17 protein-coding genes and 1 pseudogene are annotated in these 18,713 nt (G+C 30.2%); 3 read left to right on the top strand and 15 right to left on the bottom strand.

The features are described from left to right. Window positions 1-21 precede the first annotated feature (21 nt). Complete coding sequence (locus tag N4T77_RS14230; protein ID WP_396125134.1) at window positions 22-756, top strand: polysaccharide deacetylase family protein; 735 nt, start codon at window positions 22-24, stop codon at window positions 754-756. A gap of 32 nt (window positions 757-788) precedes the next feature. Then, window positions 789-1,493, top strand: coding sequence for a L,D-transpeptidase family protein (locus tag N4T77_RS14225; protein ID WP_261672478.1), 705 nt, complete (start codon window positions 789-791; stop codon window positions 1,491-1,493). 99 nt (window positions 1,494-1,592) lie between these two features. On the opposite strand, the gene N4T77_RS14220 is transcribed toward N4T77_RS14225, so the two are convergent. The 13 genes and pseudogenes from N4T77_RS14220 to N4T77_RS14160 form a co-directional block, all read right to left on the bottom strand. Next, entirely contained in the window at window positions 1,593-2,420 is an 828-nt protein-coding gene (locus N4T77_RS14220; RefSeq protein ID WP_261672477.1) for a lipopolysaccharide assembly protein LapB, read from the bottom strand. A 110-nt stretch (window positions 2,421-2,530) separates the two neighbouring features. Further along, window positions 2,531-2,857, bottom strand: coding sequence for a co-chaperone YbbN (locus N4T77_RS14215; RefSeq protein ID WP_261672476.1), 327 nt, complete (start codon window positions 2,855-2,857; stop codon window positions 2,531-2,533). A gap of 109 nt (window positions 2,858-2,966) precedes the next feature. Next, window positions 2,967-3,611, bottom strand: coding sequence for a hypothetical protein (locus tag N4T77_RS14210; RefSeq protein WP_261672475.1), 645 nt, complete (start codon window positions 3,609-3,611; stop codon window positions 2,967-2,969). Between the two features lie 110 nt (window positions 3,612-3,721). Next, window positions 3,722-4,489 carry a PD-(D/E)XK nuclease family protein gene (locus N4T77_RS14205; RefSeq protein WP_261672474.1) on the bottom strand — a complete coding sequence of 256 codons (768 nt, stop codon included), beginning with the start codon at window positions 4,487-4,489 and terminating at the stop codon, window positions 3,722-3,724. A 2-nt stretch (window positions 4,490-4,491) separates the two neighbouring features. Beyond that, window positions 4,492-6,651, bottom strand: coding sequence for an ATP-dependent helicase (locus N4T77_RS14200; protein ID WP_261672473.1), 2,160 nt, complete (start codon window positions 6,649-6,651; stop codon window positions 4,492-4,494). Window positions 6,652-6,667: 16 nt separating this feature from the next. Beyond that, window positions 6,668-8,743 carry a UvrD-helicase domain-containing protein gene (locus N4T77_RS14195; protein ID WP_261672472.1) on the bottom strand — a complete coding sequence of 692 codons (2,076 nt, stop codon included), beginning with the start codon at window positions 8,741-8,743 and terminating at the stop codon, window positions 6,668-6,670. Between the two features lie 310 nt (window positions 8,744-9,053). After that, window positions 9,054-9,542: a peptide deformylase gene (locus N4T77_RS14190; protein ID WP_261672471.1), complete on the bottom strand. Its 489-nt coding sequence runs from the start codon at window positions 9,540-9,542 to the stop codon at window positions 9,054-9,056. 22 nt (window positions 9,543-9,564) lie between these two features. Beyond that, a complete protein-coding gene (locus N4T77_RS14185; protein WP_261672470.1) occupies window positions 9,565-11,262 on the bottom strand; it encodes a methyl-accepting chemotaxis protein in 1,698 nt (565 codons plus the stop codon). 269 nt (window positions 11,263-11,531) lie between these two features. Further along, window positions 11,532-11,933 (bottom strand): hypothetical protein, encoded by a 402-nt coding sequence (locus N4T77_RS14180; RefSeq protein WP_261672469.1) that lies wholly within the window; start codon window positions 11,931-11,933, stop codon window positions 11,532-11,534. A 2-nt stretch (window positions 11,934-11,935) separates the two neighbouring features. Then, window positions 11,936-13,252 carry a hemolysin family protein gene (locus N4T77_RS14175; protein ID WP_261672468.1) on the bottom strand — a complete coding sequence of 439 codons (1,317 nt, stop codon included), beginning with the start codon at window positions 13,250-13,252 and terminating at the stop codon, window positions 11,936-11,938. Between the two features lie 316 nt (window positions 13,253-13,568). Next, complete coding sequence (locus tag N4T77_RS14170; protein WP_261672467.1) at window positions 13,569-13,829, bottom strand: hypothetical protein; 261 nt, start codon at window positions 13,827-13,829, stop codon at window positions 13,569-13,571. 183 nt (window positions 13,830-14,012) lie between these two features. Then, on the bottom strand, window positions 14,013-14,423 hold the full coding sequence (locus N4T77_RS14165; RefSeq protein ID WP_261672466.1) for a peptide deformylase: 411 nt from the start codon (window positions 14,421-14,423) through the stop codon (window positions 14,013-14,015). Between the two features lie 229 nt (window positions 14,424-14,652). After that, window positions 14,653-15,794 (bottom strand): annotated as a pseudogene (locus N4T77_RS14160) (IS3 family transposase). Window positions 15,795-15,840: 46 nt separating this feature from the next. Between N4T77_RS14160 and N4T77_RS20295 the strand changes: the two are divergent. Then, complete coding sequence (locus N4T77_RS20295; RefSeq protein ID WP_396125133.1) at window positions 15,841-16,011, top strand: IS3 family transposase; 171 nt, start codon at window positions 15,841-15,843, stop codon at window positions 16,009-16,011. Window positions 16,012-16,441: 430 nt separating this feature from the next. On the opposite strand, the gene N4T77_RS14155 is transcribed toward N4T77_RS20295, so the two are convergent. Then, a complete protein-coding gene (locus N4T77_RS14155; protein WP_261672465.1) occupies window positions 16,442-17,608 on the bottom strand; it encodes a hypothetical protein in 1,167 nt (388 codons plus the stop codon). A 146-nt stretch (window positions 17,609-17,754) separates the two neighbouring features. Further along, a complete protein-coding gene (locus tag N4T77_RS14150) occupies window positions 17,755-18,399 on the bottom strand; it encodes a hypothetical protein (RefSeq protein ID WP_261672464.1) in 645 nt (214 codons plus the stop codon). Window positions 18,400-18,713: the final 314 nt, after the last annotated feature.

Here is an 18,713-nt window from a genome sequence, read left to right as displayed (position 1 = left end):
CCTATTTGCATATAAGGAGGCATGATTATGTCAAACAAAAAAAGGATTGTATCAATCATTACAGTATTACTTGCTAGTCTTATATTAATGGGCTCTTTAAACATAGCTAAGGCAGACCCAGCTTCTACAGCTAATAGTACTGAAAAAGTTGTATATTTAACTTTAGATGATGGCCCAAGTACTGTAGTAACAAATAAAATCTTAGATATTCTAAAAGAAGAAAATGTGAAAGCTACCTTTTTTGTTGTAGGTTATAAAATTGAAGGTAGAGAGGAAATAATAAAAAGAATGTTCAATGAAGGTCATAGTATTGGTCTTCATACTTACACTCACCAGTATAAGAAAATATATTCTAGTGACAATGCCTTTATTGACGAAATGGATAAAACTGCAGCAGAAATTAAACGAGTTATAGGCACTGAACCTAAGCCAATCAGGTTTCCTTCAGGAAGTAAAAATCATTTAAGTAGAAGTCTTTTAGAGAAGCTACATGCTAAAGACTATAAAATATATGACTGGAACCTAAGTGTATCCGACGGCCTAGATTATAATACCCCTGCAGATAAACTATACAGAGAGGCCACTAGTAAATGTATTAATCCGACTAAAGTATTTTTGCTGGCCCACTGCGATCAACCTAATAAAAATACATGCTTAGCTCTCCCTAAAATAATAAAACATTATAAGGATCTAGGGTATAAATTTAAGCCAATAACTGCCAGTACCCCTGAATATCATTTTAGAATATCTAAATAATTTATACCATATCAACAACTAGAGGTGTTTAAATGAAAAATCATAGATTTTTACCTATAACTATATTATTAACATTAGTGTTAATTTTTTTCACAAACATTAATGTAGGGGCTTTGAATCCTGAAGTAAGCTCCAATATTGAAAATAATACTAACCATAATATTTTAGTTGACTTAAATGATTTGAAAATGTTCCTAATAGATAAAGATACTAATGAGGTAATAAAAAGTTATCCCATAGCTGGAGGTAAACCATCTACTCCATCTCCTATTGGAACCTGGACTATTATTGGCAAAGAAGCTGACTGGGGAAAAGGCTTCGGAAGTAGATGGATGGCACTAAATGTACCTTGGGGAAAATATGGTATACATGGAACTAATAAGCCTTTAACCATTGGTGGTGCTGAGTCCTTAGGTTGCATTAGAATGTTTAATAAAGATGTAGAAGATCTGTATAAACGAGTAAGAGTAGGTACTACCGTTGTCATATATGGTGGTCCTTATGGACTTTATTCTAATCACTTTAGAAATCTGATTCCCGGTGATAGAGGTGCTGATGTATGGGAAGTTCAAAGGAGACTTAGAGATAAAGGATACTATCTTGGAAAACTTGATGGTGTTTATGGCGATGGAATGAAAGCCCAAGTAATTAGGTTTAGAAAGGATAATAAACTTACCCTTACTCATAATATCGATAAGGAACTTTATGAAAAACTTGAAATGAATGCTTTTGAATAACAAAAAGGTACCAGATGACTTCTAGGGGGCCATTTGATACCTTTAATAATTTGTATAAATACTTTTGTTATATCTAGTTGAATTTTATTTTACCGCTACCTAATTTAATGGTATTAGTTGATCTTCAGCCAGATCCCATTCATAAGCTTTTCCATAACCCTTCTCTATGTAATACCAACCAAGGGTAGCAACATGATCTCCCATGTCTTCAAAAGCATGTATTACGTAGTAATTAACTCCATTCCTTGAATCTTCATGATCAAAGCTGAATTTAGTATTTGTCCCTTTATTAGTCACATATTTAGCTGCAATTTTAACCGCTTGATCTGCTGTTACTCCTGCACTATAACCTTTGTCTTTATCTTCTGAACCTTGTTGTTTTTTACTGGAAGCTGTTGAATAATCCTCTTTCAGCTTTTTTGCCTCTTTGTTTGCGCTATCTATTTTCAATATTTCATCTAAATACTTATTGGCCTCTTCATATTTGCTGTTTTTTGCAGCTTCAGAAGCATTTTTTAAGTTTAAGGCTATAAAAGCTTTTGTACACTCATCTATTTTTTTTCGTGCATCTTCATATCTCTTTGTATCTTCTTTTACTACCTTTTTAAAGCTATCAATTGCTTTCTCATAATCTTGCTTCTTCATCTCTTTAACACCCTCTTCGTAGTATTTTTGAGATGCTAACAAACTTTTTGCTAATATTACACTGTTCTTTACATTTGAATCTTCCTTATATTCCAACGCTTCATTAAACACATCTATTGCCTTTTCATAGTTTCCTTCCTCCATGTATTTATTAGCACTGCTTATAAGTTTGTTATAAGCTTGTACCTTATAAAATTTATAACTACCAAAGGAAACCGCTACAAAGACTATTATTCCTATTAATGAGTAAATGCTTACCTGTTTAATATTTTTCTTATCCAATAATAACTCATCTCCTTTTCTTTAGTGATTAACGGATTTGCATGGGTTAACAGTTAACTATCCTTTTAAGAAAGTTAGCTAAATTCTTAAACTATTAAACTTGTATATCCTTACTTAAACATTATATCATAATATCTCTGTATCTTAGTATCTAATTCTGATATACTTATAAATCTTGATTCTCTAATGTATTCTTCTCCATGGATAAATAATATTATTGTAGGAATTGTAAAAACAGAAAACTTTCCTGATATTGCAGGAGTCTGATCCATATCCACCTTTATACTCTTTATCTTATCATATTTTTTTAGTAATTCCTCAACCTTTGGCATCAGCACTTTACAGACACTACACTCTTCTAAAGATATGTATATCAATGCTAAATTATTTTCCTTTATAAAATCATCTATGCTATCTATAGAATTTACTTCTTTCACGTCATTTCCTCCTTTTTCTATACTTTACAGAATACATACGTTATATTTTTTAACAGTACAAAAGGTGTCGAATATGTACTATACATATTCGACACCACATTAGAAAACTTTAAGCACTTGATATCTTTTTTATTTCCTTTGATAAAATTTGAAAGGATTCCTTGTCCTTATAATCTAAGGCACAATCAGCAAATACATAAAGTGCATCTAAATAAAGCTTATCTCTTTCCTTTTTACTTAAGGGATTATTTAGATAACCCATCTGATAAATTAGTAAACTTGTTATTTCTTTTCCTAGATAAACATCATCCAATGCCTTGATGTATTGCAGCATTTCTGTTTTTAGTAAAGTAAAAAACACTTTACCTTTTGAATCCTTTTCCGCTTTTTCAGAGGATATTTTTATAATATCTTTATTAAGGGAGGATATTATTATTTTGCCCTGACCCTCAATATTAAATTCAGTTTTTTTATTTTTTTCATGCTCTTTGATTTTATTGCAATACCCCATTAGAAAAGTAATGTATTCTTTAAAACTTTCCTCTGGCAAAATAAATTTATTGTTAATCAATTTACCTTCTTGTCTCTTATTAAAGCACAGATTAAATAAATTTTTTCCACTAATATTTTTTTCTGCAGAGATAACCATGCTGTCTGTTAGCCTATCCAAGGTTCTATTTGGTATTAACTTTACTCCATACTCAAATTGTTCACCTCTATCATATTTTGATAAAAGAAAGCTATTAATTTTCATAGATATCTCCCCATTTCATTAATAGCTTGTGCGATTTTAGTCGAAAAAACCCTGTTTTATATTATACAAAATTGATTATACATCCATGGAGATAACTTCAAAGGAATAGTTTAGCAGCTATCTGATTCCTCTATTATGTTAAAATTAACCTTTTCATTATTACAAAAATAATTAAATTCACAAAACTTACATTGCTTAGAGTAGAGTTCCTTATTAAAATCTTCTTCAAAATTATAATCCTTGATATTCCTAATGAGCTTTTCTATATATTCTTCGTTTTTCATATGAATATCTCTTGAATAACAAACCGTTAGTTCCTGATGTTCATAATGTGGCTGCCAAAATGTCATTTTTATATCTTCAGCCTTTACATCTATTCCAAAAATGTCCTTAGCTCTTTCCATAATAACATACATATAAACAATGGTTTGAACTCTTTTCTCCATTTCCATTTGTGTAAGTTTTCTGTTTTCTGTTTTCCAGTCCCATATTTCTATGCCGCCATCAGGCTTAATAATAACCAAGTCATATTTAGCCTGAAGCCTTATATGGTCTTTTACCATCTTTATTTCATATTCTGGAAAATACAAATAATTTTTATTAATAAGCATTTTTCTTTTAAGAGCTTCTGTCCACTTTATAACTTCTTCACTGCAGCACTCTATTCCTATTGGAATATTAGAAAAATATCTTTCACAGATTAAGTGGAAATCCAATCCAGTCTTAATGCTGTTATAAAACTCTAAATCTAGAGGAGAGTCATTTCTCCAAGCTATATCTTCCATATATTTTAGTTTAAATTTCAGTGGACATTTACTAAAAGTATTTAAGGAATTTTGACTATAGTAAAAATACTTAAGCTTCCTAATATCTAACATATCTATCCCTTCCTTGTTCTTTCACCTTCTATAAATTTCTGAAGCACCTCAAAATACTTTGAAGGTTTATCAGGGTTAAACCTTTGATTTCCGTTATGGGCTACCAAGTATAAATACTCTCTTGCTCTGGTTATAGCTACATATAAAAGTCTTATTTTTTCATTTAAGACATCTATCTTTGCCTCTAGGAAAGGATTATCATAGCCTCTTTCCCCTAAAAGCTTTTGTATTTCAGACTTTCCTAGTGCTACTGGATTTGTATACTCCTTTTTAAAGTAATAATAGTCAGACCTAAACCTAGCATTTAATAATGCTGGAAAATTATATTCTGTTAAACATAAAAGAAATACGCAATCCCACTCTAACCCTTTTGACTTATGACAGGTAGCCACCGTTACTCTTCCTGGTACAGGCTCATAACCTTGTAAGTCGTATATTATATCTGACATATGCTTAAACACAGATTTTTTGTTATCTAAGAGCTGCTCTGAAATCTCTTCTAGGGTTAAGCTTGGATTTTCTTTTATCTCGTACTTAACAAAGGAAGCCACTGCCTGAGCCATTGCCTTATCCTCTGTACTTAAATTCAATGAGGTACTTATATGTAAAATCAAGTTATCTATAGAACTTTGAGAAACACTTAACACCTTATTTATTTCTTTTATTTTTTCTGATAAATGCCTTGAAACCTTAGTATTTTCTAGATTTATATCACTTCTCACTAAACTATCTACCTTATTTTTAGATATAAATTCTAATATCTCTTCTTTCTCTTCACTATTGTCATCAATAAGTACATCTATTAATGACATAAACTTATGTATGTTATCAGGCTCTCCTAGGAAGCGCAGCATATTACCTAAAACCTTAGTAACTCTAATTCGCTTTTCTGCAGTATTGGAAAGCTCGTCACATTCTATATTAAGTCTTCTAAGATCCCCTGCTATTTCAGTTACATGATTATTATAAGGGACAAGTACCCCTATGGTTTTCTCTGGACACCTACTCTTAAAATCAATTATCTTTTTTATGGTATCCTTCTTTACCTCATCCCATGAATCTAGGTAATAGGCTTGAATTCCATATTCCTCTAGCTGAGGATTTTTAAAATCTTCAAGTCCTGTTACAAGTCTTAGCTTTTGTTCTGCTAATGCTTCCCTGCATCTTTGAACTGGATGATTAGATCTAGCATACTCCACTAAAAAATTTGCTAAGTCGATAATCTCCTTGGAACTTCTCCCTGCCATATTCATAACATGTTTTTCCTCTGCATCCTTGCAAAAATCCGCAAAAAATCTAGGATCTGAGGAAGTAAAAGTGCCCATTATACTCTGGTTAAGATCCCCTACTCTAACAAGATTTCCGCTGTTTTCTGAAATCAAGGCTAGAATCTTGCACTGAACCAAGTTAGAATCCTGGCATTCATCTTCAAATATAAATGTATATCTGCTTTGAAATTTATCTCTTAGCTTTTCATCCCTTAGAAGGGCTTTGTATGCCAACACTAATAAATCATTATAATCAAGATATCCTTCAGTTTTAAGTCTTTTAGTGTAAAGTCTATAAATTTCATAAATATGTCTTATAATACTATTATGGGAAAGGAACTCCAAATATTTTCTAAGCTTTTCCGGAGATATATCATTAAGTTTTAGTTCACTAATTAAGCAGTCTGCGATACTAAAAAAATCCTTCCACCAGTCCTGACCCTTATCTCTATAGTTTGTCGCAGCTTTGTCCGTTAAAAGAGACTTAAATATCCTCTCCCCATTATTTTTTCTCCACTCCTCAATAGCTTCATTTAGATAAAAGACCTTTCTCACATCATCTAATATTCCGAACTCCTCGTTAACCCCTACTACATCTGGTCTGTCTCTTAATATCTTCATAGCTAAACTATGAATTGTCATAACTTCATAATCATTAGTTGTAGTAATTCCTTTGTCCTTTAGCACAGAGCTTATCCTGCTTTTAAAATTGTTTACCGCACTATTCATATATGTTACAACTAAGACCTTTCCTGGCTTATGTCTTCTTTCTTCTATTATTCTAGCCGCTAGGTTAGCTACAATGAAGGTCTTGCCTGCACCTGGCACTGCTGGTACTGCCATAGTACCTCCGGTATATTCCATTATAGGTATTTGGTCATCTCTAAATGCCACTTATGTCACCTCTTTTTTAAATATTATGCATATCATCATTTTCGTTCATCATATCCATCACTAAATCTGAAAAAAGGCTTTGCTGCTCATAACCACTTACAGAATATTCACTTCCATAGAAGTACAACTCTTCACTGCATTTTCTCATAATGCATTTTATTATAGAGACTAAATTATTCTGTCTGTTTCGTTCTTCTAGTTCATTAGTGTATACCTCATTAATACTCCATGTTTTTCTAAGTACATAGCTATTAGTAAGCTCTTTAATGTTTCTTGGAGACCACATATTGCTATTTATGTCTGCCAGAATCTGAACTTTACTCTTTATATTTGAAGTTAAAAAATTATAAGGGTTAGTTATTATTACGCTATTAGCTTTTTCTGCTATTTCTTCTAATTCTCTAAGAGAATAAAAATCAGTAGCATCACTTCTAATGAAGTCTATAAACTTCTGTTCTGGGTTATCCATTTTATTAAATTGAAGTAGTATCCCTATAAACTTTTCTGCAGTTTCACTTAAATTTTTGCATACTAATATGTTATTTCTACTTCCAGGAACAGTAATCAAAAGTTCTAGATAGGCTCTTCTAAAAAGCTCATCTAGAGGAATTCCCTCCATACCAGTATATAGCCTATGCTTGTCAATCCAGTTCTTTAGGTAGTTATATCTTTTAGCATTCTCTACTCCAATTCTCTGAATAACTTTTTCTTCTAAAGGTTGAAGCATATTATTCTTTACTGCATACTTAGAAAGTATAGATGATTTTATCAAATCTAAATTTAATATGGTATTAAAAAATCTTCGGTAATCATCTATAGTAAAATTACTTTCTATCCTCTCACTACAAAGATAAGCTATTACTACTAAAGCATGAATGAAGGGATTATCTATTAGCCTGCTTTTCTTAGATGTGTTTATTACACCTATACCTATACCCCTTAATTTACTTTCTATCTCATAACTTAATATAAAATCATTGTATGGAGACATCAGTACTATTTCCTCTGGTTTTTTCCCCTTACAAATAAGCTCAACTATTTTGTCTCCTATTTTCTCTATCATCTCGCTTCTAAGCTGAGAAGATATATCAAAGGAAACCGGTATTTTGCTATCCCATCGGGACATTATATTCAAAGTTCTTTCATTAATTTTATCTGCAAAGGTTATAAATTCATCCTTGCAGCAAAAATGTTCCTCTAAATTTAAGCTGTTATCGATAAATGTCAAACCTTCTTCCACATATTTAAGATCTGCTCCATAATAACTGCAAAAACCACCATCAGGATTAGTAAAAAGATAAGCTTTATCTATACTTTCAGTTAAAGTATAGATAAACTCTATTTCTGCTGGTGAAGCTTCATCCAAGTCATCAACAATTAAGTATCTTATTTTTTTCAAAGATTGTAAGTAAATAGTATCTTTTAACAAATAATTATTATATAAGTATACACTTAAACCATAATCTACAACTCCTTGACTTAAAAACCTATTTATATATAGTTCTATAATTTCGTCCATATGGTTATAGGTTTCTTTGTCAATTCCATCTTTCACTTCTATTGAATTATATATTCTACTGCCTATTTCTTTTATATCTAACAAAGATAAAGCCGCTTTGTTTATATTTGAGACTAAATCTGATGCTATTCTACTGGAGGTGGAAGTTATGCTTGAAAGGTATCCCTTACTTCGAAAAAAATCCACTAAAATTTCCATCATGTAATTTGCTGTGTCTGCTGATACAAATTCCGGCCCAACTCTACTTTTCTTTATTTTAGAGCAACTTTTCTCTACTATTGGCCAATACTTTATTAGCTCTTTTCTTATAAAACCCTGATATGTGAATATCTTTGTTTCCGAGGAAGTTCTCAAGGATAACTCTCTCTTCCAGGTTAATCCTTGATATCTATTCATTATAAATACTAGTATCTGATCAGTGTTTACATTTTCCTTTTCTACTAGATACTTATACTTTTTTATAGCCAATGTTGTCTTACCACTAGCTGACTTTCCATTAATTAATATGCATTTTTCTGTATTTTTATCGTTTATTATTTTATTCTCTACTTCTAAGTACCTTATTCTAATCACCTCAATTACAAAGTGTTCTATAGTTTTATTTTAACACATAACCTATTTCCTCTGTTAATGGTGTTTTTCACCACTTAAAAACTATCTTATTATATAATAATACTTTATCAACCTAATTCTAAGTTATATACAATAATACGTAAAAACTTTTGAAAATGCTAACTCCAACTCAGCCTTCAAAGAAAGCATTGAGTTGGAGTTAGTTTTAAAAGCCGAGCCAAAACTAGGTTTTCCTTTCTTAGGAAAGTTTTTAAGTAACATACTTTCATTAAGTATGTCAGTATTTAATGCTCTAAAGCTTTACTATATACTATTTTACTCTTACCTTTAATGACTTGTTATCCCTTGCCCTCTGCACTGCCAATATCCCATCAAGATGATCATACTCATGCTGTATAAGCTCTGACATTCCGCCTTCAAACTCTCTTACTTCTAACTCCCAGTTTAAATTTCTAGATTCAACTCTACATCTTTTATATCTCATCACATCTACTAATATCTCTGGAAAGGACATACAATCGTCTAATACTTCCATCTTCTCATCATCTTCAAAAATCAATACAGGGTTAATATACACGGTAGGTTTTCCATCTATATAAGTATATATAAGCCTTTTCTTTACTCCTATTTGAGGAGCAGCTATCGCCCTTCCCCATCCATGAGTTTTTTGAAAGCCTATGATAGTATCCTGTAAATCCTGAATTACTGATTTAATATAATCCAGCTCCTCAAACTTACATTCTTCTGAAATATGATACAACTCCTTGTTGCCTAATAAAAGAATTTCTTTTATCGCCATAGTTTCATCCTCCTTAATATATTTACATTTTAAATTTGTTTACCTTGTCCATCATATCCTTAGTCATGTCTAAAAGCTCTCCTGCTGTATCTGCCACCTCGTTAGAAGAACTACTCATTTCTCTTGATGCTGCAGCAATTTCTCTTGAGGAAGCTGCTGTTTCCTCGGAAATTGCTGAAGATGCTTCTATTTTTTCTAAAATAGTATTTTTCTCCCCGCTTATATTTAAAGCGGACATGTTAACTGCTTCTATTCTAGGAGTAATTCCATCTACAGCTTGAATTATTGTTTTAAAAGAATCTATATTCTTCTTAATAATGAGAATCTCATTATTTAACTCTTCGCTCATACCTTTTGTATTATAAAGAATTTTTTCTGTTTCATTTGATATTCCATCTATAAGTTTATTTATATCCTCTGATGACACCTTGCTCTGATCTGCTAAGTTTCTTATTTCCTGGGCAACTACGGCAAACCCTCTCCCTGCTTCTCCAGCTCTGGCAGCCTCTATGGCAGCATTTAAAGCTAAAAGGTTTGTCTGATCTGCAATATCATTTATTACCTTTGTTATTTCATCAATTTTATCTATATCTTTTACAAGTATATTTATTTTTACAGAAAACTCTTTAAAAGAAGCACTAATCTCTGTTATAGATTGTATTAAAGTTTCCAATTTATTATTGCTTTTATTAGCCATGTAATTAACATCTTTGGCGGTAACATCTATTTCTTTAATAGCTTGTACCATTTCATCTAGATTCTCTCCAAATTTATTTAGTACTGTTGTAATTGATGTTAAATCTTCCGCCTGCTCTTCAGTAAAATCTGCTACTGTAGAAACTTCTTTAGACACATTTTCAGAAATAACAGACATTTCTTCGGAAATAGAATTTAAATCTTTGGATTTATTATTTATGTTCTCAGAAAGGTTTTTAACATCAATTATCATTTGCATAAAGGATTGATGCATTCTCTGTGCAGCCCGAGACAAATCTCCTATTTCATCATTTCTTTTTACATATTCCTTAGACACTTCTACAGATAAATCTCCCTTAGATATAATTCCAAAGTAACTCACTGCGCTATGAAGAGGGTCTGTTATACTTTTTGTAACTTTAACAACAAATAAAAAGGCAAAGAAAACTACTGTTAAAGTAATTAGTCCAATCATACTCATTAATTTTACAACCTGTTCATTAATCTTACTTTTCTCTACCCCTAAAAAAAACATTCCTATGTTTTTTCCTTCCCTATCCTTTATAGGAACATATTTTACTTCATAAGGTGTGTTTAAAATATTTGCAGTACCTACATATTCCTCCCCTTTATTTAATACTTTGTCCACAACCTCCGCTGAAGCCTTGGTTCCAGTAGCTCTTTTTCCTGAATTAATGATAGTTGTAGAGATTCTTGTATCATTTAAAAATATAGTAATTTCGTCACCAGTATCTTCTTTTATTTTATCTACAAACTCATGGTTGTCATTTACTAAATACTGGCCTTTGTAAAGTTTATCTCCATCTATTGTCCAATATCCACTATTAACTTTATCCATCAAAGTTAAGGCTAATTTACTATTTGAATTTAACTGTTTATCAAGATTGTTTTTAGTAAGAATATTCACTTGATAAAATGTAACTGTTAAAATAGATATACTTAGAATTGCTAATACAAAGGTTATCATTAAAAACAACTTTCCTCTAATTTTAAGTCTTCTCACTTAAATTCCTCCTTATATTTACGTATAAAAACTATCATTTTTAAGGCAAATACTTTTAAATTATTAGTATTTTAACGATACATATAAACTAATACATACTTTACAAATATTTCAAATAGGACTTATTACTAATTCTAATATATAATTGCATTTTTTTCAACTTAGTATGGATAACCATACTATATCTATAAATCTTAAAGATATTGTGGATAATAAAAATAAACTCCTGCTTTTATAATTATCAAACAGTTATAAAAGACAAGAGTTGTTTATCTCAATTTATAAAAAAATTCTAATATATCTTCATCTAAGTGCAGTTTTTCCTTTTTAAGAACTAAATTATAATATTCAATAAGGGGAATTGTTGTTGACTCATAAAGAATATGATGCATTTTTAGCCTACCGTCTTCATCCGTATTGTACATTTCTTTTATTATAACATCTTTAAGACTTGATTTTTTTATTCTCCATGAAGAGTTATTATTAGTCTTGCTCTTGGGATTCTTATACCTATGTTTAATAAAATTATCATAATCCTTTATGTACTTAATACCTTCCTTCGTGAATATGACCAGTCTAGTACCAGTATACTCTCCAGTGTCAAAATTATATTGTCTTATAATATGAATATGCTCCCTTCTCCTATTAGAATAAGTCCTTTTTATATTCATATTTAGCTCTCCCTATTAATATATATCTTTAATTCTTCTATTCTTTTTTCACTTATCTTCTCAATCTTAAACACCAAGTTCTCATATTCTACAGTGTGTTCTTCGTCATCCCTTGGAATACTTCCTAAAAGATCAACTACGAATCCACCAATAGTATCTGAGTTATCTGACTCCAATTCCAAGTGTAATAACTCATTTACTTCATCTATTGAAAGTAGCCCATTTACTATGTAGGTATCTGCATCTATCTTTTTAACTAGCTGCTCATACTCATCATATTCATCGAATATGTTTCCCATAACCTCCTCCACTAAATCTTCTATGGTCACAATACCTGAAAACCCGCCATATTCATCTATGAGAATTGCCATAGGATTTTTTGTATTCTGTAACTCTTTAAATAAGATATCTATATTTTTGTTCTCCGGTACAAAGTACGGTGGTCTTAGCAACGCTCTTATATCTACCTTATCATTACAATCTTTTAGTATAGTACTAAACAAGTCTTTTATATATAGTATTCCGATTATATTATCTATGTCTTCTTCATATACAGGTACCCTAGAATATTTCTCTTCTAATACCTTTTCAATAACTATATTACTAGGAGTATCTATATCTATAGTAAATACATCTGGTCTGGCTTTCATTACTTCTTTAGCTAAGGTATCATCAAATTCAAATATACCATTAATCATTTCCTTTTCTGTTTCATTGAAAAGACCATTTTCCTGGCCAACTTCTATCATTGATCTTATCTCTTCTTCAGATACTTTTTCTTCTAGATTTTCCAGGTTCATGCCACTAAGTCTAATTAAAATATTAGTAGAGTTTGAAAGCAGCCTTACGAAGGGTTTAGCTATCTTTGAAATATATAAAATAGGTCTTACAGAAGCCATAGCAATTGTCTCAGATTTTTGTAAAGCCACTCTTTTAGGAAATAACTCACCAAAAACTAATGTAATATAGGCTAATATTATGGTAACTATAATTACAGAGATTCTTTCAGTATAAGGTATGTTGAACCTCATAAGAAACTGTGAAAAACTTTTTGACACAGATGTAGCCGCAGAAGCACTAGCGAAAAAACCAGCAAGAGTAATCCCAACCTGTATTGTTGAAAGAAACTTACTTGGCTCTTTTAATAATTTTAATATTAGCTGTGCCTTTTCATTTCCTTCCTCCGAGAGATGATTTATTCTATTTTTATTTAGTGAAACTATAGCCATTTCAGCAGCTGAAAAAAATGCATTTATAAGAGTTAAAATTAATATCAAAAGTAATTCCGGAATTATACTTGTAGTTGAGTTATCCACCATAGCTGCCTCCTTCGAAATAAAATACAACCTTCCTTTAGAAAATACCTAAACGAGAGAATAGGAATTCCTTATTATATTTTTACAATTAAGCATTATTAATATTCTATTAAAGTAATAAAACATGAATTGGCATTTAACACTGAGGAAAGGACTACTTACCAATAATTTTTACATTGTTTTTCAATACATGTAAAAAAAAATCGATGACATATATCATCGATTTTTCACTGTAATTTAAATGAGATAGTTAGGCTAAACACATATTTTAATACAGTTTTATTTTACCAGTAACATACTTCATCCCTAATACATCTATCTATTCAGCATCAAAATCAATAAAGTAATTTCTCTCTGATGTATGTATCGTGAGGGTTGCTAAATTAATATTGTCCTCTAAAATATCCACTCTGTATTCGAACATGATATCATCATTTTGCTTCTTCATGAATAAGTAACTTCCTTCTTCTTGATCCTCGGCCTCATCACTTATTTCAGCGTAGATTTCTTCGCCACTGACTTCCCCAGGATATCCTGACTTTCTTATCTTTTCCTCTATTGCTTTAAAAAACTTTTCCATTTTTTCACTCTCTTTCTTTTTTTAAATACCTATTTCTTTTCAAATCAAGTATATACTATGTTTCTAAATAACAGCAGCCCTAATCATTATTAATTAATGATCAGAGGAAAACTTCACTTATCAAACTCACATGGTTCTTAGTAACCTCTAGGCTAATAATTACTTCATATTTTAATTATTCAATTAGATTATTATACCTTCAAAATGATCCATTTCATGTTGAATTATTTGTGCTATAAATCCAGTAAACACTTGCTTTTGTTTCTTAAAATTTCTATCAAGATACTCCACTTCTATCTTTTCATATCTCTTTGTTTTTCTAAAGCCAATTAAAGATAAACAACTCTCTTCAGTTTCATAAATCTTTTCTTTATTTAATATAACTGGATTTATCATAGGCACAATAAGGTTGCCTACAGCAAATACTAATATACGCTTCTTTACTCCAATCATATTACCAGCTAATCCAACACAATTCTCAAGGTTTGCTCTTAATGTATCTATTAAATCATCAATTACTACTATATCATTTTTAGTTGCATCTTCTGATTTTTGTCCTAAAAACAATATATCTTTTATAATTGGTTTTATCATAATTTATACCTCTTTTTCAGTTATATTTTTTACAAATTGTTTATGATGATACATTGCACTGTACTAAATTTATGTTTAACTCAATGATAAATTACTATTTATAGTTAACTCATAGTTTTTTATGAATATGATACTTATTTAATCCATCATGGCTACTACTTAATTATACCATTAAATTCAAAGTGAAAATATTTATTCTTTTTCATAAATGTACACTTTGAATTACATTTCAATCCTTTTTATATTCTTTTGGTGAGTTATATCCTAAGGTTGAATGTAACCTCTTTGCATTATAGAATATCTCTATATATTCAACAATAACCATTCTAGCTTCAGCTCTAGTTTTAAATTTGTGTCCATATAGCCTGTCCTTTTTTAACGATGTAAAAAACGTCTCGGCGCAGGCATTATCATAGCAGCAGCCTTTGGCACTCATACTTTGTAGAAATCCTTTTTTCCTTAATAAATCTTGGTAGTCATACGAAGCATACTGTACTCCTCTATCTGAGTGAAAGATTAGTCCACCCTTCGGATTTTCTTTATCCACAGCAGCGTAAAGCGCATCTATAACAAGTTTCCTAGTCATAGTGGAACCCATTGACCATACAACAACTTCCCTATTAAACAAATCCACGACAGTGGCTAGATAAAGCCAACCCTCATCTGTACTTATATAAGTTATGTCTCCTACATAGACTTTATTTGGAACTTCAACTTTAAAGTTTTGTTCTAATAAATTTGGAGCCACATTAAAATTATGATCCGAATAGGTCGTTGCTTTATATTTTCTTTTTAAATTACTAGATATATTATTTTCTTTCATCAGTTTTGAAACTCTATTTTTTCCACAGGTTACCCCGTCTTTCCTAAGCTGCGCTGTAATCCTTCTAGCACCATAAGTTTCGCCCGATTGCCTGTGTACTCTTTTTATCTCAATAGCAAGCAAAGCATTATCTTTTTTTCTTTTAGCCATAGGTCTTTTTAACTAAGCGTAGTAAGAGCTCCTCTTAATATCTAGCACCTCACACATCTTCTCCACGTGAAATTCGGAGCTATTGTCGTAGATGAATTTATATTTTATTTCTCGGGCTTTGTGAAGATGCGTATAGCTTTTTTTAATATGGCATTCTCCTCCTCTAAATCGGCCATTTTCTTTCTAAGTAATCTTAATTCCTCATCCTCTGGTCGTAGCTTTCCCTTACCAGGAAATGCGTCATTCCCATGTGCTCCATATTCCTTTACCCATCTTCTAACCGCTGCTTCGCTAACACCGATTTCCCTTGCTACATGAGTTACCTTTCTACCTTGCTCTGTAATTAATTTTATTATTTCTTTTTTATATTCTAAAGAAAACTCTCTTCTTTTACCCATTTGTTAGCCGCATCCTTCCCTATGTGCTTATTATACAGTCTTTTCTATGTGTCTATCAAATTGGGGATACTCCAGTATAGCTTGGAATGAGATTAAAAATTTCACTCATGGATACATGCTTATCGATGAATACATAAAATTTTATAACGAAGAAAGAATACATGGAAGTTTGAATTATATGAGTGCAAATGAATTTATAAAAAAATCTATGAATTAGTTATCATTTGTTAGAAAATGTCCAGAATATGGGGGCCGATCTGAAAATTTTCTTTTATCGAGTCTTAACGAAACTTATAAAATCAATCTCACTATCGTGAAATACTATTCATCAAGTATCAAAAAGAAGGTACTATAATTTATTTATGTTACTGATGATACGCATATTTCAATTAATGTAGAAAAACTATTACAACCTACTTTCCAAATTATAAAATAAATGAATAAAATTGCTTATATCATTATTTGTAGCCACTTGTTGATATAGGGATAACAGTTATAAAAGGTTACAGTGTAGAAACTTACCTATCTATTTGTAATTCTAAATTCGTAGTTCTTTATTTATATAGTACTTTTGAAGATATGCAATTTCTCACTAAAAGTATTGACATGTCTTTAGGTTTTACAGAAAACTTAGTTATATGCTGCTTCTATGCATATACTAAAGTTAATAACAGCAAAAATATGAGGAATTTTAAGCTTCCATCAAGCTTGTCCAATATATTACTAACTGGCTTTATAATTAATATCCAAAAAATATCATTCTCTTCTTTATACTCTGGTCTTTTAGTCCAATCCTTATAAATAAATACTCCAGTATCTATGATAATATACGTTAACAATGCTTCTTTAATGGGTTTTCCTAAAAATTGCAAAGCTATAATATCATTGTTGTCTAAAATGCTTTTTGTTGTTATTAATTTGTTTTTTAATTCATTATTTAATCCAAACTCTGATGAAACATTGAAAATTATATAAGTTATAGCTGAAAAAATGTAAGATAGTATTCTACTGTGTTCTATGGAAAAAAACTCCTTTTGCCTATTAATGTCATGTTCATATTTAATTCTAAGAATATACTTTTCAATAAGACTTATAAATTTAAAATACTTTGTGTTAATTCTATCTATATTATAAAAAATTAACGTTACGAAAATTATTGACCATAAATAACATGCCGATTGATAACTAATATATATATTCAATACCTCGCCAAAATTTCTTACTATATAAAATAAGCAAAGTGAAATACTAGAAGTTATTTTCGTACCATTAAATATGAATCTACCTTCATAAATTCTATAACTAATTATAGGTATAAATACTATACAAATGTATACGACCATTATTGTATATACTTCACCCATTAATGTAATTATAATACAAAAATTACCTTTTATTTTATTCTTCAATGCCAAAATCCACGTTATTCCGAGAAGAACTATACATATAATTAATATAACTCTAAAAATAAAAATTTTTACATAAATAAATGCGAAAATTAATATGCTAGCAGGTACAAAACATACTAGGTTAATAAGGCTTTTACTTTTATTTTGTTCTGTTGCAATATCTTTAACCTTTGTACTACACGTATCTTCTTTTTGCATAACATCATGTCTAATTTTATCGGAATTGTTTTCTTCAGAATTATTAGTATTTTTTCCATTTGGCACATTAGGGCTTTCTTCGTATTCTTTGTTATTTGTGCTTATTACTGATTGATTATACATAATAGCTTTTCTAGCTTCTTTAGATCTTCTATTTTCTTTTTCTCCTCTAGTCTCGTTTTTAGTCTTTTTACCTTGTTTTTTCATTTACTCTCCTTGTTCCATCTAATCAGTTTAACTACAGTAAAATTAATATTTTTATAAATCCACTTAAATTTTATTAATGCTACTTTTCAAAATAATTCTACTACAAACTAATATAGATTTAATTAATAATGTTGGGTTTTTCCACATCATTTTAATTTTAATAATAGGCCTGAATTCTTATTTATAAACTCGTGCAGCTGTATGAACATAGGAATACAGTTTTTAGCATTCATATCCCTAGTACCAATCTGTAAAAAACCTGATTGACTTTTTACTGTTTCCTCTAAAAATTCAACAGCAAACTTATCTATTTCCCTGGATTTAACTATATTTTCATCAATTTTATAGTTTCTGACTTTTTCGGCATCTTTATTATGTAATTCAATATTTCTTATATTTTCTCCCCCATCAAATTTTGTGTTCAAGAACTGAACGCAAAATCTGTAATCATCCTCATCAATAATTCCATTTTCTCTTAGCTCAGTTAATAACTCGCCACCATATTTTTTCTCATATTTTTCAAGTAGGCTGTGATAGTTATCTATGCCTTTAGACATTTGTTTAGCTATATTCATTTGAATTAATAATTCTTCCACAAATACGGATATTACTTTCATGATAAAGTTATCCAGCCCAAGTTCTATCATTATACTAATTTCATTGAATTTTTCAATAATAAAAAATGGAACTCTTTGATCTAGTTTATAATCCATTATTAATTTTCTGGACTCTATGATTCCTTTTCTATTCTTAACTACTTCCTCAACGAATTTTTCGTAGTGTTTACTCATATTATCACCTCAATAAAATTAATAAAAACTTGATATATTCAAAATACTTTTCAGTAGATTTCTAATTCACAATATAAATTTGTATTTCCATCAACTTTACTGTCCTGGTCAAATGTGTATGCCTTTAAAATTCAATTACCATCTTTAAATTAAATCTGATTTTAATACTAATTCCGGTACCCCTAGGAATTGACATGGTCAAGCAAAATTGTAACACTTAGTTCGATTAATTTTACAAATACCTCTTTTCAAAGGGCGTAAGCCCACCTAATGAGCTATGTGGTCTTTTATGATGATAATATCTAAATACATAA

The sequence above is a fragment of the Clostridium sp. CX1 genome, from assembly GCF_025398335.1.
In the GTDB taxonomy this organism is placed as follows: domain Bacteria; phylum Bacillota; class Clostridia; order Clostridiales; family Clostridiaceae; genus Clostridium_AM; species Clostridium_AM tanneri.
The sequence above is the reverse complement of the archived record's forward strand: the minus strand, read 5'-3'. Positions and strand labels throughout refer to the sequence as shown.

Bases quoted from the DNA above. Each gene is read 5' to 3' on its own strand.
- N4T77_RS14210 (WP_261672475.1), bottom strand. From the start codon at position 3,611: ATGAAAATTAATAGCTTTCTTTTATCAAAATATGATAGAGGTGAACAA.
- N4T77_RS14155 (WP_261672465.1), bottom strand. From the start codon at position 17,608: ATGAAAAAACAAGGTAAAAAGACTAAAAACGAGACTAGAGGAGAAAAA.
- N4T77_RS14230 (WP_396125134.1), top strand. From the start codon at position 22: ATGATTATGTCAAACAAAAAAAGGATTGTATCAATCATTACAGTATTA.
- N4T77_RS14205 (WP_261672474.1), bottom strand. From the start codon at position 4,489: ATGTTAGATATTAGGAAGCTTAAGTATTTTTACTATAGTCAAAATTCC.
- N4T77_RS14225 (WP_261672478.1), top strand. From the start codon at position 789: ATGAAAAATCATAGATTTTTACCTATAACTATATTATTAACATTAGTG.
- N4T77_RS14175 (WP_261672468.1), bottom strand. From the start codon at position 13,252: ATGGTGGATAACTCAACTACAAGTATAATTCCGGAATTACTTTTGATA.
- N4T77_RS14165 (WP_261672466.1), bottom strand. From the start codon at position 14,423: ATGATAAAACCAATTATAAAAGATATATTGTTTTTAGGACAAAAATCA.
- N4T77_RS14190 (WP_261672471.1), bottom strand. From the start codon at position 9,542: ATGGCGATAAAAGAAATTCTTTTATTAGGCAACAAGGAGTTGTATCAT.
- N4T77_RS14180 (WP_261672469.1), bottom strand. From the start codon at position 11,933: ATGAATATAAAAAGGACTTATTCTAATAGGAGAAGGGAGCATATTCAT.
- N4T77_RS14150 (WP_261672464.1), bottom strand. From the start codon at position 18,399: ATGAGTAAACACTACGAAAAATTCGTTGAGGAAGTAGTTAAGAATAGA.
- N4T77_RS14170 (WP_261672467.1), bottom strand. From the start codon at position 13,829: ATGGAAAAGTTTTTTAAAGCAATAGAGGAAAAGATAAGAAAGTCAGGA.
- N4T77_RS20295 (WP_396125133.1), top strand. From the start codon at position 15,841: ATGTGTCTATCAAATTGGGGATACTCCAGTATAGCTTGGAATGAGATT.